Below are 16,311 nucleotides of genomic sequence, written 5' to 3' on the forward strand. Positions count from 1 at the left end.
GCTAGACGTTATGCTACCTACAGACGATCGCTATGACAGCTTCAGACCCCAAATCAGTACCGTCCAGTTTCTTCGATGAAACCTACCGAGGGAGTTCCGATCCTTGGGGATACACCTCCAGCTTTTACGAAATTAGTAAATTCCGAGCAACTATCAGAGCTTTACCAAAAGTCCAGTTTAAAAATGCTTTTGAAATCGGATGTGCCATCGGTGTAATTACGCAGAAGCTCGCCGAAAAGTGCGACAGACTGCTGTCAGTAGATTATTCAGAACTCGGATTAGAAGAAGCGCGGAAACGCTGCGCAAATCTGCCACAGGTGCGCTTCGAGCAAATGCAGATACCCCAGCAGTTCCCAACTGAGAAGTTTGATTTAATTTTATTCTCAGAAGTCGGCTATTATTTGACAACTGAAGACCTCCTGGAAACCAAGCAAAAAATTATTGACAGCTTACTTCCGGGAGGTTATCTTTTGATGGTTCACTATCGGTTACCCGTGGAAAGTTTTATCTTGAACGGCGAGATTGTTCATGATAGCTTTCTCCACGAGTCTGCACAGTTTTTGAAACATCTTGGCGATCCGCGAAAAGGTTTTTTGATGCTAGATTTAGCTCGCCATCACAAACGCTATCGGATGGATTTGTTTCAGCGGTTGTAAAGGATGGTAGATAATTTTTAATAGGTGCATCTACTATTAGTTCTGGTCACGTTTGATTCGCATTCCTTCATCTGTCAGATCTAGTCCGCGTCAATAACTCTAATTTATTTTGTAGTAAGGACTTCAGTCATCTTAAAATTATGAGGACTAAAGTCCTGACTACAAACTATTTTTTTAGCGGCAATAATCTCTGTCGAGATTGATTAAAACTCTCTAATTTCAGGATGGATAAATTGATAACCAGCCGCCTTAATTTTTTGATTCGACACTCTCGCGTTATAAGGCCGCACGCTACTAACAGATTTATCCCAAGTAGCTTTAGGTAGATTGTTACTTTCAAAAATGCGATCGAGTAATTCACGACTAGACAGCGACACATCCCCGACTAAATTGTAAATTCCCTGTAATCGATTGTCCAATGCAAAGGTCAATCCCCCAACAATATCATCCCGATGTACCCAGTTTGTCGCATCTTCCCCCGCACCGGGACGAGTGCTCCCAGCCCAGCCTCTAAATATTTTAACTAATTCTCGCCCCGGCCCGTAAATGCCACCCAACCGGAGAATGCAGACTTGCAGATTTGGACTCGATGCTGCTAATAAAACTCGTTCGGTTTCGGCGAGAATTTCACCGTTGGGATTGGCTGGCGCGACGGGCGAATCTTCATTTACCAGTTTACCTTGACAGTCGCCGTACACTGAATAAGTACCCGTATAAATCACCTGCTTTACTGTCGGTATTTGCTGTAAAACCGATACCAAAGTTGTCGCAGTCTCTAAGTAACTTTCCCGATAAGCATGAGGATTTGGAGCACCGACGCACAGCATAACAGCATCTTGGTCTTGCAGTAAACTGGCGATCGCCCCTGCATCATTTCCCTTAACTACAGCCACCCGCTGGGCGACACCCTCCAATTCACCCACTCGGCTCGCCGTCGTAGTTGTCGCCGTCACGGTACAATCAGATTTACCTTGTAAATGTCGGGCTGTCGCAGTACCCACATAGCCGCAGCCGACGATCGCAACTTTCATGAAAAATTCTCCATTGTGTCATACCCTCTAAGATTATTGCCGATTTTTGCGATCGATTCGAGGTGAGTTTTGTGGTATGATCTAGATCGTTGCGATCGATCCCAGTTGCATCATGTCCGAAAAAGATATTTTTGCCACATCCTCAGAAACCGAACTTTTAGCTTTTTATGGATCTTTATTTGCGATCGCAGCCGCCGACGGTTCCGTTGATATTGACGAACTAAATTTGCTGTTTAAAACCATAAATTTAGACAAGTTTTCTGATGCAGCCAAGAGTCGAATTCAATCATACACAGCGACACCGCCATCACTGAGCGACTGTTTGCAAACACTGCGCCAGTCACCAAAAACACTGCGCTTGGGAGTCATGTATTTTTTAATCAGCATTGCTTGGGCAAATAATACGCTGCATCCCGGAGAAAGCGAGGCGATTCAATCCGCGAAAAAACTGCTAGCGGTTTCAGACTTGCAAGTCCAAACCATGCAGGAATTTATCGCAAATATCAAACAAATACGGGAAGCGGCGCCCCATAAAAATCAAGGAGCCCAATCCTTCAATTCCGCTGTTTCTAAAATCAAAAATGCTGGCATTCCTTTAGATTTAATCGATCCCAAAGGTACGACAACAAGTCTCAGCGATTCTAAGATAAAATACTCAGATGAAACTTTTTGGGCTAAACTTAAAAAGTTTGCTTTAACCGCTGGTAGAGAAGTAGTTGAAAAAGCTTTGACGCTTTATTATACAGCTCAAAATCCCAACGTGCCGGGTTGGGCTAAAACGGTTGTTGTGGGAGCTTTGACCTATTTTATCTCTCCTATCGATGCCATTCCCGATGTATTAGTCGGCATCGGATTTACCGACGATTTGGGAGTATTGCTGGCGGCGATGGCTACGGTTTCAGTCTATATTAATGCTGAAACTAAAGCACAAGCGCAGCAGAAAATGAATGATTGGTTTGGTAAATAAGATTATGCCAGTTATGAAAAATATTGCTACTACCGAAATTAGAGGTTCTCATCTTTAGGGAAACGGCATTGCCGTGTCCGGCGGGGAGTTATGCAAATAACAGATAATTTCTCTACAATTAATAATTGTAGAAAGACTTTTTTAAATTGGTATTATGTCAGGTCAACCGTATTTTTCCATTTGCACCAGAATAATATCGCTATTTTCAATTCTGTTAAATACAGGAGACGGCAGTGCCGTTTCCCTACCCGAGAAATACAGGAGACGGCAGTGCCGTTTCCCTACCCGAGAAATACAGGAGACGGCAGTGCCGTTTCCCTACGTGAAAACTTGATTATTGTGGATTTTCAGGATTAAATCGGCTGGCCATCTCGATTCACAACACGGCTTTCACCATCTTTCGCCGTGACATTTTCATAAACTCCTTCATCTCGCTTCACGTACTTGGTGAAACCAGAATTTTTGTAATCGGTGTCGGATGTTGGCTTCAGTAACCTCGGAGCGCTCAGCAAACGGCGTACCGGAGCATCTGCGGGAGTGTCCCCGGGTTCGCACTTAGCCACCTCGCACAGTTGACCCCAAGTCGCAACTTCCAGGTTCATGCTGTGCGAAACTTCTAGCTGCTGGTTGTTGCTGGAACAAAAATAATCGTATACAGGCATACTAAGAATCTCGTTGGCAACTACTAAAACTACTAATGGCACGGTTACTGTGAGCAGTATAACTCAATATTACTAACAATTCAAGCCAAAAAAGCAAATTTTCGGTTGTGAAAACAAGAAATTAGCTATATTATTAACCCAGTGCAGTTGCTCCCGGATGCGATCGAGACCAAGCCCAAAAGTACGCTACCCTGACATCTTCTCACTCGATCGCGCGATCGGCGGCCCGCAAATGCCCGCAAGACTTCCGTGAATGCCGTCAAAGGATTTATCGTCAATTTCAGACTGCACCCAAATCACAGATTCTAGGTTTCAAGTTTATTCATCTATTCACCAGCGAGGATTTACCGATGAGCGATTTCAAAGTTACGCCAGAAGTAGAGCTAAATACAGCTCAAATGTTGGAGCGATACCAACTGCAAGATGAGACTATTCTGCGGCGTTGGGCAAAACTGCACGCCATCAACAGCACTCGCGGTTTCTTCTATCCCACTGAAGTAGATTTGATCGATCACGCTCACCACCACCTTTACAATTTGGGAATGAGCATTGCTGAATACCAAAGTCTTTTAGACAGGCGCCGCAGCAATTCCCAGACATCAGGCGACCAAAATAAAACAGTAGCAAGTCAAGTTGCTGACGAAGCATACGATGCTATAGAAACGCTAACAGAACAGTATTCGGAAGCTGTAGATTTAATGGGAGAACGTATAGCAGACCATTTCATCGACGAACTAGATTTATCTGTGATGCGACACCTTTCTCAAAAAGTGAAAGACCGCCGCACACTCAACGGTCAAACTAAAAAGCCCAACCGTTTTCTCCAAGTGATTAAAGCCGTGTTGCAACCGAGCAGCGAAAATACGCTTTTAGTTCCCAGAAAAGATGATGACCCTAGTTTAGAATTAGAACACCATCACCGACTCGGATAGTCAGTTTCGTGACCAGACGGAGATAATTTCGATCGCATTTAGTGAGAGATATCCGCAACCCTCCCCCGGTCAAGGGGAGGAGCAAGAGCGGTATTTTTTTTATATTTTGCAGGGGAACTCAACAGAATAAATAGATGTTTTCCCGAATTGTAAATTACTTTTCAAAAGTTGAGTTTCGCTACTCAACCTCACCTAAATATAACTAGAGACAGATTGCGCGATCGCCCAAATCAGAGATAATATCTGCTTAATCGCACCAGTCAACCTCGCGCAAGGTAGGGAAATGATTAAATCCTGGATGGTAATTGGAGGTGTCGCCTTTGTAGTAGCACTCGCAGCTAACTTGCTCTCGCCCAGCGACATTAAGTGGTTCAACCGCTTGCAGCGTCCGAGATGGCTAGTATTTGAAAAAGCAATTCCCATAATTTGGACAGTAATTTTTATTTGTGCAGCTTGGTCAGCAGTGATTGTTTGGGAAAAAGAACCGGGCACTCAGGAAACTTGGCTGAGAATGGGTTTCTACCTGCTGTTAGAAATAGTAACCATGTCTTACACCTCGGTTATGTGTAAACTTAGGAGCCTAAAAGTCGGCACAATTATCGGCGGAACAGGCGCTATTTTAAGCGTGCTGCTAGCTTTAAGCGTCTTGCAAGTTTCGCAGCCTGCGACCATGTTATTGCTGCCTTACATACTCTGGAGTCCGATCGGCACTTACACCACTTGGGCGATGATGCACCTAAATCCGGCGGATGTTTAATTGAGCTAAAAATAAAGGGTAATAGGTAATTCGGAAAAAGGTAATTGCTAAGCAGCTCGCGAGCGTCCCGCTCGCACTCCTAAAAAACCCTGTTTACAAAATCGGGATGCTCCCCTTCTCTTCCCTTTCTTCCTTCGCGTTCTTAGCGTCTTCGCGGTTCGTTAAATAGATGATCTCCGAGTTTTATCGCGTGGTAGGGGCGAGTTTATTTAATCTTTTGGCACTGTCAGAAGACGATTGGTGAACCCGCCTACAGATTGATTTAGAATGATGCTCGATCTGAGTTAAAACGCAAATCAAGCACCTGTGCCAGCGGGTTTAAACCTCCAGCCCGTGTCCGGCAAGCAAGTTAACCTAGCGGCTCGAAGGCCTGCTCGGAGGCTCAGTTTCCGGGGGAACAGGAGGGAGAGACTCAGCAGCCGGAGGATTCAGCGACTGCTCCCAAATTTGAATTTGCGATCGCGCTTGCTCAAAAGCCCGATTTCCTGAGGGAATCTTCTTCAAAGTCGCGATCGCCCCAGCCAGATCCGACGACGACTGTTCCACACCCATCGCCAAAATTCGCTGGCTCCACTCATCAATCGCCTCACTCGCCTGCCAGCGGAGCGAACTCGAATCGGGTACCTGACTTGCCAGAGAAATCGCCGATTGCAAAGCCTCCGCAGTCCCGGCTCGGGCCGCTTGACGGGCGCTCTGCAAACCTTGCTCGCCCTGAAATTGAGCTTCCCAATGGCGAATGTTCGATCGAGCTTCCTCATACAGCACCCTTCCCGATCGAATCCGGCGCGCCATCTCAATCGCCTCCGCCAAATTACCCCTAGCCGCTAACTGCTGAGCTCTTTCCAAAAACGGCTGGTCTTGAAGCCGCTGTCTCCTCTCGATCCAAGCTTGAATTTTGCCCTGAGCTTCCCCGTACAGCGCCCTACCTTGACCGATCCGAGACGCTTGAGCAACAGCGGCCTCCAGAGAATTCGGATCGCCCGTACTCGCCAAATCGTTAGCTCTTTGCAGGTAGGGACTGTCTTCGAGCAACTCGATTTGACGGCTCAATCGACCAATTTGACTGCGAGCTTCCTCTGAGCGGGGATTGGATGGTGGGACTGTTTGCAATTGCGCGATCGCAGCCCTCAAATCCTTAACTCCTCCCGGCGCCGCCATCCTGCTTGCCAAATCCAAAACTTTGACATCAGCCATTTCTTGCTGCCAGCGGTCGACTAAATCTTGAGCTTGTTTGTGCAAAGGGCGACCGGAATTCAACTTTTGAGCAATCTCGACCGCCTTAGACAAACCCTCAACAGAGCCAGTCAAAGCCTGAGAAGTAGCCGCCGCCAACTCGTTAAAATCTTGAACTTGTTCCTTGAGATTTGCCGCCTCCGGAATCTTGTTAGCGATCGCGATCGCCTGCTGCCAATCCCCTGCCTGCAAGCGTTTTTGGGCTATTCCCATAATTTTCTTGCTAAATTCCGCGATCGCCTTGTTGGCAGCTTGATACAAATAACTGTTTTGACCAATTCCCTGAGCCAGTTTAATCCCCGTCACCAGATTATCCAGCCCTCCCTCCGAGGCTTTATTCCGGGCTTTTACCAACTTATTGCCCTCAGCCTTGGTCGCCTGAATTACCTTAGTCAATTCCTCATACTTAGTCGATTCCCAGAAAGTATTTCCCGAATCCAACAATAGAGTTGCTTGGCGGAAAGCTAGCCCCCACTCTTCCTGACGCAAATGGTCTTCGGCCGTGCGGTAAAGTTTCTCTGCATCGTTCCATGTAGACTGCCACTTTTCAATCTGCTTTGCCACAGTCGGGTAAGCGGGAACGTCTTGAGGAATCTTGCGGGCGATCGCAATTGCCTCATCCAGCTTTCCTTCTTGGAAGCTAGCATTTCCCAACCTGAGAATATCCTGCGACCATGCCTCGATTTGACCGTTAATTCTCGGTCGTAGGGGGTGGTCTGGCGGCAAAGCATTCACTAATTCGATAGCTGCCAGCAAATCATCCGCCGTCCGCTTGCTAGCGGCTTCCTGAGCGCAAAAAAAGCGATCGTTAGCAGAAGCCGTCGGCCAAAAAATCTTCGAGCAATTCGACTCCGAGGTCAGGTTGAGCAAAGACGAAATTGCCACAAAACCCATACCAACCAACAGCATCAAACTCACCGCCAGCCAAAACTGCCACTTATTCGACCAGCTCCGCCACAGCGGATTGCGTTCCCCCGGTGGCTGCAAGTTTTCCCCAGACTCTTTTGACGACTGTTCCAGATGCCCTCCCGGCAGTTTTCCCGAAGTAACTAATTCTCGGAGTTCTCTAAGTCGCTCAGCGCGGTTTTTCCTGGCTGGAAGTGGCACTAGCGATGAAATATCCTTTGTTTGCTCCAAGGATTCTGATGCAGACCAACGGCCTGGTGTTTTGCGATCTTGACTCATATACTGCTTACCACCAACAACAACCAGCCAGTCTTAGTTATTTCCCAACTGCGATCGCTGCTATTAACTGCTCTATAGAATAAATTCATCACTTTTAGTTGCTCCAGGAGGCGACAGACCGCCGATCGCCTATCGCCTAATCGCAAAATTCAAAATTTTGTGATTAGGTAATTGATAATGTGTAATTGGCAATTGGTCAAGGCCTCGATCCTCAACTCGCACTCCAGGATCGCCAATTACACATTATCCTCTCAAGAACCCGAGTTCGATCGCAAATCGCCGATCAGTTCCGCAAGTTGGTCGGTGTTAGCCTTGTAAACCTCGTTGCAGAAATGGCACGTAGCCTCAGCCCCGCCATCTTTTTCGATCATGTCTTGGAGTTCCGCTTCGCCCAACATTTTCAAAGCTCCCAAAACTCGATCGAACGAACAGCCGCAGTGAAAGCGCACCATCTGAGTTTCGGGGAAAATTTCCAGCCCCATATCACCCAGTAACTCTTCGAGAATCTGATGCAGCGTTTTGCCCGATCGTAACAGCGGCGTAAAGCCCGATAGTGCAGCCACCCTAGATTCTAGAGTTCGCACCAGTTCGTCGTCTGTGGCGGCCTTCGGCAGCACCTGCAACAGCACACCCCCAGAAGCTTGCACCCCGTCAGCACCCACAAACACCCCCAAAACTAGAGCCGAAGGAGTTTGCTCCGACGTTGCCAAATAGTGAGTCAGATCGTCGCCAATTTCGCCGGAGACCAATTCTACCGTACTTGAGTAAGGGAATCCGTATCCTGCGTCCCGCACCACGTACAAATAGCCGTCACCGATGGCTCCGCCGACATCAAGTTTGCCGATCGCATTGGGCGGCAACTCCACGCCTGGATTGTTCACATAACCTCGAACCGTGCCGTCAAGTCCCGCATCAACCAGAAGTCCGCCTAGGGGCCCGTCTCCTTTGATGCGAATATTGACCCTCGATTCCGGCCGCTTCATACTGGATGCGAGTAACAGCCCCGCTGACATCGTGCGGCCCAGGGCGGCTGTAGCGACGTAGGAGAGCTGATGTCGCTGTCTTGCTTCTTCGGCGAGGCGAGTGGTAATGACGGCTACAGCGCGAATTCCGCCGTCTGCCGCTGTAGCGCGAATTAATTGATCGGCCATGAAAACCTTACTTTTGTCTTTTGATACTTCCTTAAACTATTTTAGAAGGTTGTCGCAGGAGATAGCAGTAGTTGACTCGACGGGGGTGGAGTGCGATCGAGCTTCACGACTCCCCTATTTTTTCGCTCAAACCTCGATCGATCGAGGTTTTGTGAATAAATAGTGCGATCGATTATTTAAAATACATTCCTGGACGTATAATCTCTATACAGCAGGTTTGCACTGTGCACCGAGAGCCATATAACTAGCGTATAAAACTACTTTTTTGTCTGAGTCATAAAATAAATCTTTATTTGAAAAACCCAGAATAAGGCTTGAATTTATTTGCCCCAATACAGCCTTTTTTTCAGTCAGGTTATAACTACTAACAATTAACTCCAAACTACCAATACCAATTAAAAAAAATGGCTCCATTTCTCAAGCTTATACCATTTTTTAGATCGCACTTACGGAGCCGAAAACGGCACTGCCGTTTCCCTACTACACAGATAGCGCTAAATCTACATTTAGTTAGCAATTTTTTCAAGTTTGGCATAACAACTAACAACTAACAACTAATGACTAAGGACTAATGACTAACAACTAATGACTAAGGACTAATGACTAACAACTAACAACTAATGACTAAGGACTAATGACTAACAACTAATGACTAATGACTAAAGCTTATCTTGCCGCTAACCTGAAGATCACCAAACCTTTACCTTGGTAGGCTAGAGTGTGAGCCGTAGGTCTCAGACCAATGTTTTTTAGCTGGAAATAACGGATATGCCACCAACATCCAAAGCACTTTTAGCGGAAGTCCAGCATAACACCGGAGCGACTCGAAATTTGCATTTTTATGCCAAGGGCGAAACCATTCCTTTGATGCCACAAGGCCTTTGGCGCGTCTGTCAAGGTTTAGCACAACTGAGTACACTTTATCCCACCGGGGAAGAAGGACTTTTGGGTTGGGTAGGGCCTTCGATGTGTTTCGGTTTGTGGTTGACAAGCTTGCAGACTTACCGAGCTACCGCGACATCTGATGTTTATTTGATGTGGTATTCTATGGTGGAAATCGAAGCTTCTCCTCAATTGGCTCACGAGTTGCTGCCTCAAATGGTACGGCGGCTGCGGCAAATGGAATCAATTTTGGCGATCGCCGGACAGCGCCGAGTAGAAGACCGTTTGTATCAGCTTCTGCTATTATTGCAACAGGACTTCGGTCAGCCTGTGGTTGAGGGAACTCGTTTGAGCATCCGATTGACACATCAAGATATTGCTAACGCGATTTGCACGACGCGGGTAACAGTAACGCGAATGTTGGGAAAATTGCAGCAGCAAGGGTTAATTAGTCGAGATGGCGATCGGCATTTAATTCTTAACAAAGGTGTTTTTGCGTCCACCTCCGATTTGTTTGGTTGCAACCCTCAAGCAGTATAGAACCGACAGCAATTTGCATCTACATAAACCTGTCTAATATTAAAGCTCAAATTCGATCGCATAAAAACTATTTGTGTTGCTCTTCCTCCCGCTATCTACAGCAATACATTTGCAGCCAGAGAAGATATAATTAAACGGTGCATCTACTTAAAAAATAAACCAATGGCTAACTCAACTCCAGAAACACCAAAACCCGACAAAAAAGAATTAACTGACATCACACCTAAACCTCAAGAACAACAAGAAGAACCGCCGAATAAGGGTGATGGACGGAAATAGTCGATCGCCCGCCACGACACCCCAGCAGAAGCTAAAGAAACCGGGTTTTTCACCGAAATTGCAGTTTTAAGCAAATATTTTGGTAAAAAAACCCGGTTTCTAGCTGGGCCTCAAGGACATATTTTGACAAATTACTCGGTTTGTGCATTGCCATTGGTCGATCGCAACTTCTGTTTTCCCGGCTTTCCCCTGCGTCCATCCAGAGAAACCACCTCAGCCTCAGAACTCTCCCTAGCCACGCGAATCAGCAACCCCGACAACAACAAACTCGCCACCATCGAAGAACCGCCGTAACTAAAAAACGGCAGCGGTAAACCCGTAGTCGGCAAAACCCCCGTCGCCACCCCAATATTCAGCAGCGACTGTCCCACCATCACCACCATCACCCCAATCGCCACCAACTGAGACTCAACATTCCGCGCCCGCATCGCCACCCTCAAAGCCACCGTACCGTAAGCTGCCAACATCAGCAACAGTGAGAAACCTCCCACCAAACCAAACTCCTCAGCAAACACAGCAAAAATAAAATCGCTGTACTGAATCGGCAAATAAAATAACTTTTGCTGCGACATCCCCAAACCAACGCCCCAAATCCCGCCAGAGCCCACAGCCAGCAGACTTTGAATCAACTGATAGCCATCCTGCATCGGATCAGCCCAAGGATTGAGAAAAGACATAATCCGGCGACGCTGATATTCCTTAAAACTAATACTTAAAACCGCCAACAGCATTCCCCCCATAGCCGTGGCGCCCAACTGCAAGTAAGGTAAGCCCGCCGCCAAAGCCACTAACCACAAAGTCATCCCGCACAAAGCCGTGGTACTCAAATTCGGCTGTAACAAAATTCCCAACAGCATCGCACCGAAAATTGACAGCCAAGTCAGGCGAACTTTATTCGTCAACCGGGGCCAGTTGCCAAAAATGCGGGCGCTTTGGAGAACGAAAAACGGCTTGATCAATTCCGAAGGTTGAATAATCGGCACCGGGCCCAGAGATATCCAGCGAGTCGCCCCGTTGATGGTGGTTCCAACTCCCGGAACTAAGGTCAACCAGAGTAATCCCAGCAGCACCAGAATGCCCAACTGAGCTGTTTTCATCAGGTAACGCAGGGGGGAGTAGACCATCAAGTTAAAACCTGCCAGCCCGATCGCCACTGCGATGAGTTGTCGTTTAAAATAGTAAAGGCCGTCTCCAAATTCAGAATTTGCAATGGGATAGGAAGCCGAAAACAAAGCTGTCAGCCCTACAAACAGCCACAGAAAAGTCAGCCACCTGAGCCACCGTGCCTCAGCGGCCCATTGCGACACGCTGGGGTCAAAAAATGGAATGAAGCGTCGGATGTCATTAGTCATTAGTCAGTTGTCAGTTGTTGGTTGTCAGTTGTTGGTTGTCAGTTGTTGGTTGTTGGTTGTCAGTTGTTGGTTGTCAGTTGTCAGTTGTCAGTTGTCAGTTGTCAGTTGTCATTAGTTTAAGAATTACAGACATCCGTGACATCCGTGACATCCGTGGAGTGAATCCGTTGCCGAACTTGCCTTAATCCGTGACATCCGTGACATCCGTTAAATCCGTTAAAAAATCCGTTGCCGAACTTCCTTCTGCTATAAAATCATAACAAACAAAAAAGAGGTCGCGATCGACCTCTTACCCCTCTATCAATCCATCCTTGGATTTTAAAGTAGGCCAGTATTAGCTCCGGGCTTACCGGTAGCCAGTTGCACTTTAATAATTCTGCCGCCCATTTTCATAATTCTCTGCTGTTCCCGGAACCAGTTGTCATAGGGAACCAGCTTAGTAAAATAGGTATTTTGCAATTCGCGCTGAGTACGGATGCGAGTTTGGCTGGGGACACAAGCAGTCACTTTAAACATTCTCATGGGAAACAAACTCCTGAGTAGGTTTACAGATATTTAGATGGATTTTTTAAACATTGAAGTCAGGGAGTTAGGAGTCAAAACTAGCTCGTTAAAACTCGTCGGGCTTTCTCGACTGGCCTTTGACGGTCTAGCAATCACTCTCAACTTCCCTGACTTCTTTGAAAGTTAAAGGTAACAAGTCCAAAGTTAAAAGTTAAAAGTTAAAAGAGGCAAAAAATAAATTTTCTTCCTTCTTCCTTCTTCCTTCTTCCTTCTTCCTTCTTCCTTTTTCCTTCGATTTAGCTCAAGCCAGAGCAGATGTAGTCGAAATAGACGCCCATTTCTTTACCAGCGTCAGAACCGACCAAACCGGCGGTGACTTCTTTCATTGCTTGGATTGCTTGTACGGTAGAACCGATGGGCACGCCCAAGGAATTGTAGGTTTCTTTCAAACCGTTGAGCACGCGCTCATCGAGGATGGAAGGGTCGCCAGCTAGCATGGCGTAGGTGGCGTAGCGCAGGTAGTAGTCCAAGTCGCGAATGCAAGCTGCATAACGACGAGTGGTGTACATATTGCCGCCGGGACGAGTTACGTCAGAGTACAACAGAGACTTAGCAACTGCTTCTTTGACGATTGTGGCTGCATTGGCGCTGATGGCGGTAGCGGCGCGGACGCGCAGTTCACCAGAAGCGAAGTAGTTCTTGAGCTTGTCTAATGCGCTGATGTCCAGGTACTTACCTTGAACGTCAGAGGAATTGATTACGGCGGTAATTGCGTCTTGCATGGTTGTCTTGTTTCCTAGAAAGTGGCTGAGTCAGTCCAATTTTGGAGCGAGAATTTGAGATTTGCGATTGGGGATTTGAGATTTTCAAGTAGCTGGTTATCTGCAAAAGCTTTTAGCTTATTGTCAGCAACCCCCAATTATTCAATCTATAATCAAAAATCAAAAACCTAAATTCCTTACTGCATCGCACCGATAACGTAGTCGAAGTAAGAGGAAGCTTCGGAAGCATCTTCTCCAGACAGCAGCGAAGAAGCTGCATTCTTCATAGCGCGGATACCTTCGGCGACAGCTTCAATCGGGGTTCCGAGAGATTTGTACATTTCGCGCACGCCGACAATACCGATTTCTTCGATCGGAGTAATGTCGCCAGCTACGATTCCGTAGGTGATCAAACGCAGGTAGTAATCCAAGTCGCGCAAGCAAGTTGCGGTCATTTCTTCGCCGTAAGCGTTGCCGCCGGGAGAAACAACATCAGGGCGCTTTTGGAAAAGTTGGTCGCCTGCTGTCTTGACGATACGTTCGCGGGATTCGCTCAAAATTTGGGCGATGCGGACGCGGCGTTCACCAGAGGTGACGAAGCTCTTGATCCGATCTAATTCGCCTGGGCTCAGGTAACGAGCTTCAGCGTCTGCGTTGACGATTGATTTGGTGACGATACTCATCTTGTGTGTACCCGCTGGATATTTTGCTATACGAACTGCTTTGCGCGCTTGCTAGCGATGGCGGGCGCTTTCATCCCGTACCTTTCGCTTCGCTGGTGGCAGGAGCTTTGACGGGGAAGGGTGGACTTTCCACATCCTGCAACTGTTGAAGTTGTTAGCGGGTGTCTGCCTTCGCTGTTTGACGGCGCTTGTTCTTCACGCCGGTGCGGTTGTGAGTGCTCGCACTGAGCCTGTCGCCTAGAATACCACAAATGATTGATGCGATCTTTAATCTACGATCGAGATTGCAGCAGATCCGTAAGTGGCGATCGAGTGACTGTTGGGCAGTTAGTCAGGATATTGCTTCTGTGACACAACTACCTCTCGCAAGTATTTTGAGGCATTATGTTCACATTCTGAGTGTTACTGTAATAGTTTGTAACATTCCTTTTCATATTCGGGCCCAAGCTGGGGTCTGAGCGGTGCAAATTTTTAAGTAAAAAAAATCGCTAAAACTATCTGGCAGCAAAGGTTACAGGCCAGCGCACTTTGAGGCATTTGTGGTGGGGGACGAGGCGAGGCTCAAAGACTTGTCCCTGAGACGAAGACAGGCGGGAGACAGAGGAGAGACAGAGCCGCGACAGGTGCGGATCGGAAATGGTGGCTTTGGAGCTTGTAGCCTAAAGTTGACTCTGACTTTCAATTAGGTGCGCCGTGAACAGAAATCTATCAGCCCTTAAAAAAGCTTTGCAGTTTGGAATTAGCGGTGCTGTCGGCGGTTTGGCCGGCAATGCGATCACCGAACCTTTCATGCAGCGGCTCAATGATTCACAATCTGTTTTTGATAGTGTATTGTCCACAAGTCGCTGGTTTGGATTAGTAGGCGGTGGCATTGCTACTGCGATCATGTTCGGCTACTATTACTACATCAAAGGTAAGCCTCAAATTAAACAGGCTTTGAAAAATGGCGGATTGTTTGGTTTAATTGCCGGGGCAATTTCTGGGGGAATCGCCGAAGGGATTTTTAGCGGCATTGGCGACGGCGAAAACGAAATATTGCGAGTGATTTGCTGGGGAATAGCTGGCAGTTTGTTAGGACTTGGACTTTCCAAACGAATTCCCAATTTAGGAGCGCTTCGTGGCTTGGGTGGTGGCGGTGTAGGTGGTGTTTTGGGTGGTTGTTTGTTTATTCTGTTTGCTTATACTTTATCGGGGACGGCGGGCCGTTCAGTTGGCTGTGCTGCGATCGGCTTTTGGATTGGAATTATGCTAGTTGTCGCCGAAACTTTGTTTAACAAAGCTTGGCTGGTAATTAGTTACGATACCGGAGCAAATCGCACTCTGACTATTGGTGCGGAACCAGTGACTTTTGGTAGTGATGAAAATTTGTCTATTATCTGCATTCCTGATGTTGCGCCCTTGGCGATGCGGTTTGAATTGGCAGCAGGTCAAATTGTTTGCGAGAATATGGATAGTGGGGCGGTGAGTTATTTGCGATCGGGCGACCAAAAGAGAATCGGCAACTGTACAATTACAGTCGGAAACTCTGATTTGCCTGCTGCAACTTCTGCTCAGGTTTCGCCTACTATTCTATCCGAAAAAATACCAGTAAATTCTTTTACTAGCGGTCAATTTTTGCTGAAATTGGGAAGCCGAGTTATTCCTTTGAGTGCGGGGACTCAGCTATTCACATCGGACATCCCGAGTTTAACAGCTACGGCGTCTAACGGTGTGGTAGCGGTGGTGAATTCTCGATCGCGAAACGAGCTTTCGTTGGGATTGACCAATTTGGGCGATCGCTCTTGGTGGGCCACAGACAGTCAAGGTGACATAAAAATGGTTGAACCTGAAAATACCCTGACTTTAGCCTTGGGAACTAAAATCGAATTCGGTGAAATTGACGGCGAGATTGTCGGAAGCTAAATAATATTAAATTCGGTTAAATGAACGCGCTGCTATTTTGGGCGATCGACCGAATTTGATCTTATACCAAATCCGGCTTTAATACTTCTTTTATTCTCTTAGCCCGCGGAGGCGGGCTTCGTTTGTGTAGTTGCGGTTTCAACCGCCGAGGACTGCTTATCATACCAGATAATTAATTCAAGCAGAACTGCCGCTAACACCAGTAATCACAGCCGCACCAATCAAATGAGCCAAACGCAAAGCTTCAGGAACTTTACCAGTATCAGTCAAACGCTGAAGTACCAGCGCAATTACTTCCGGTTGTTCGCCGCAGACTTGAAAAAAGAAAGGCTCAAAAGCGTGAATTGTACCAGCGCGGCGCAACAATTCTAAACGGTATTCCGAGTCTGGTAAATGGCGCAGAGCTTTTTCGACAGCAGCTAAATCTGGTTGGCGGCGCATGACAGCAACACAAGGAATTTGCAGCCGCGATGCTAACTCCCGAAGGTCAATAATATTGAAGCCGCCGAAAGCAATTCCGTCTAGCAAAACGAGATGCAATTGCGGCATAAATTTGCCTCCGAGCAGTAGCCCAGAAATAGCATCCGTGGCATCTAATCCGTCTGGGAGGACTTGTCCCCAGACCATTCCTTCAAATCGAGTGTTCCCGCAGACTATGCCCGCGATCGACACGAGACTGCCGCTGGTACGAGAAAAGGGTGCGTCATCAAAGCCGATAACCTTAATTGTGCGATCGAGTCTGAGCAATTCTGCTAATTTCAAAGTAGGGAATTCCCTAAACTAAAGTTTTTCATAGAAATTGAACTTTTACATATTATCATAGACGTTAAATAC

The 16,311-nt window shown here is 47.1% G+C and carries 18 protein-coding genes; 8 read left to right on the forward strand and 10 right to left on the reverse strand.

All coding sequences use genetic code 11. The features are described from left to right. Positions 1-32 precede the first annotated feature (32 nt). Complete coding sequence (locus QUB68_RS18040) at positions 33-656, forward strand: class I SAM-dependent methyltransferase (protein ID WP_332995021.1); 624 nt, start codon at positions 33-35, stop codon at positions 654-656. A 203-nt stretch (positions 657-859) separates the two neighbouring features. Here the strand turns inward: QUB68_RS18040 and QUB68_RS18045 are convergent, their stop codons facing one another. Continuing rightward, positions 860-1,687, reverse strand: coding sequence for an SDR family oxidoreductase (locus tag QUB68_RS18045; protein ID WP_332995024.1), 828 nt, complete (start codon positions 1,685-1,687; stop codon positions 860-862). A gap of 112 nt (positions 1,688-1,799) precedes the next feature. On the opposite strand from QUB68_RS18045, the gene QUB68_RS18050 reads away from it, so the two are divergent. Further along, positions 1,800-2,654: a DUF1232 domain-containing protein gene (locus tag QUB68_RS18050; RefSeq protein WP_332995026.1), complete on the forward strand. Its 855-nt coding sequence runs from the start codon at positions 1,800-1,802 to the stop codon at positions 2,652-2,654. Between the two features lie 353 nt (positions 2,655-3,007). Here QUB68_RS18050 and QUB68_RS18055 read toward each other — a convergent pair whose 3' ends face one another. Next, on the reverse strand, positions 3,008-3,358 hold the full coding sequence (locus QUB68_RS18055; RefSeq protein WP_332995027.1) for a zinc ribbon domain-containing protein: 351 nt from the start codon (positions 3,356-3,358) through the stop codon (positions 3,008-3,010). Positions 3,359-3,666: 308 nt separating this feature from the next. Here QUB68_RS18055 and QUB68_RS18060 point away from each other — a divergent pair, with 308 nt between their 5' ends. Beyond that, positions 3,667-4,248 carry a hypothetical protein gene (locus tag QUB68_RS18060; protein WP_332995030.1) on the forward strand — a complete coding sequence of 194 codons (582 nt, stop codon included), beginning with the start codon at positions 3,667-3,669 and terminating at the stop codon, positions 4,246-4,248. Between the two features lie 283 nt (positions 4,249-4,531). Then, a complete protein-coding gene (locus tag QUB68_RS18065; protein WP_332995032.1) occupies positions 4,532-5,005 on the forward strand; it encodes a TspO/MBR family protein in 474 nt (157 codons plus the stop codon). Positions 5,006-5,359: 354 nt separating this feature from the next. On the opposite strand, the gene QUB68_RS18070 is transcribed toward QUB68_RS18065, so the two are convergent. Beyond that, complete coding sequence (locus tag QUB68_RS18070; protein WP_332995034.1) at positions 5,360-7,423, reverse strand: hypothetical protein; 2,064 nt, start codon at positions 7,421-7,423, stop codon at positions 5,360-5,362. A 251-nt stretch (positions 7,424-7,674) separates the two neighbouring features. After that, on the reverse strand, positions 7,675-8,574 hold the full coding sequence (gene hslO / locus QUB68_RS18075; RefSeq protein WP_332995036.1) for an Hsp33 family molecular chaperone HslO: 900 nt from the start codon (positions 8,572-8,574) through the stop codon (positions 7,675-7,677). Between hslO and QUB68_RS18080 the strand changes: the two genes are divergently transcribed. Next, on the forward strand, positions 8,573-8,737 hold the full coding sequence (locus QUB68_RS18080) for a hypothetical protein (RefSeq protein ID WP_332995037.1): 165 nt from the start codon (positions 8,573-8,575) through the stop codon (positions 8,735-8,737). The two genes, hslO and QUB68_RS18080, sit on opposite strands and share 2 nt — an antisense overlap. Before the next feature lie 41 nt (positions 8,738-8,778). Here the strand turns inward: QUB68_RS18080 and QUB68_RS18085 are convergent, their stop codons facing one another. Next, positions 8,779-8,988, reverse strand: a complete 210-nt coding sequence (locus QUB68_RS18085) for a hypothetical protein (RefSeq protein WP_332995039.1) — start codon at positions 8,986-8,988, stop codon at positions 8,779-8,781. 354 nt (positions 8,989-9,342) lie between these two features. Between QUB68_RS18085 and QUB68_RS18090 the strand changes: the two genes are divergently transcribed. Continuing rightward, positions 9,343-9,996: a Crp/Fnr family transcriptional regulator gene (locus QUB68_RS18090; protein WP_332995041.1), complete on the forward strand. Its 654-nt coding sequence runs from the start codon at positions 9,343-9,345 to the stop codon at positions 9,994-9,996. A gap of 410 nt (positions 9,997-10,406) precedes the next feature. Here QUB68_RS18090 and QUB68_RS18095 read toward each other — a convergent pair whose 3' ends face one another. Further along, on the reverse strand, positions 10,407-11,627 hold the full coding sequence (locus QUB68_RS18095; RefSeq protein ID WP_332995043.1) for an FtsW/RodA/SpoVE family cell cycle protein: 1,221 nt from the start codon (positions 11,625-11,627) through the stop codon (positions 10,407-10,409). Positions 11,628-11,945: 318 nt separating this feature from the next. Further along, positions 11,946-12,149 (reverse strand): phycobilisome linker polypeptide, encoded by a 204-nt coding sequence (locus tag QUB68_RS18100; RefSeq protein WP_006634929.1) that lies wholly within the window; start codon positions 12,147-12,149, stop codon positions 11,946-11,948. Between the two features lie 37 nt (positions 12,150-12,186). Here QUB68_RS18100 and QUB68_RS18105 point away from each other — a divergent pair, with 37 nt between their 5' ends. Then, positions 12,187-12,318: a hypothetical protein gene (locus tag QUB68_RS18105; RefSeq protein ID WP_332995045.1), complete on the forward strand. Its 132-nt coding sequence runs from the start codon at positions 12,187-12,189 to the stop codon at positions 12,316-12,318. Positions 12,319-12,427: 109 nt separating this feature from the next. Here QUB68_RS18105 and apcB read toward each other — a convergent pair whose 3' ends face one another. Then, positions 12,428-12,913 (reverse strand): allophycocyanin subunit beta, encoded by a 486-nt coding sequence (apcB, locus tag QUB68_RS18110; RefSeq protein ID WP_006634930.1) that lies wholly within the window; start codon positions 12,911-12,913, stop codon positions 12,428-12,430. A 176-nt stretch (positions 12,914-13,089) separates the two neighbouring features. Next, positions 13,090-13,575 carry an allophycocyanin subunit alpha gene (apcA, locus tag QUB68_RS18115; RefSeq protein WP_332995046.1) on the reverse strand — a complete coding sequence of 162 codons (486 nt, stop codon included), beginning with the start codon at positions 13,573-13,575 and terminating at the stop codon, positions 13,090-13,092. A 693-nt stretch (positions 13,576-14,268) separates the two neighbouring features. Between apcA and QUB68_RS18120 the strand changes: the two genes are divergently transcribed. Next, positions 14,269-15,477 (forward strand): hypothetical protein, encoded by a 1,209-nt coding sequence (locus tag QUB68_RS18120; protein ID WP_332995048.1) that lies wholly within the window; start codon positions 14,269-14,271, stop codon positions 15,475-15,477. Between the two features lie 177 nt (positions 15,478-15,654). Here the strand turns inward: QUB68_RS18120 and QUB68_RS18125 are convergent, their stop codons facing one another. Continuing rightward, entirely contained in the window at positions 15,655-16,239 is a 585-nt protein-coding gene (locus QUB68_RS18125; protein WP_332995050.1) for an endonuclease dU, read from the reverse strand. Between the last annotated feature and the right edge of the window lie 72 nt (positions 16,240-16,311).

The sequence above is a fragment of the Microcoleus sp. A006_D1 genome (assembly GCF_036702805.1).
In the GTDB taxonomy this organism is placed as follows: domain Bacteria; phylum Cyanobacteriota; class Cyanobacteriia; order Cyanobacteriales; family Microcoleaceae; genus Microcoleus.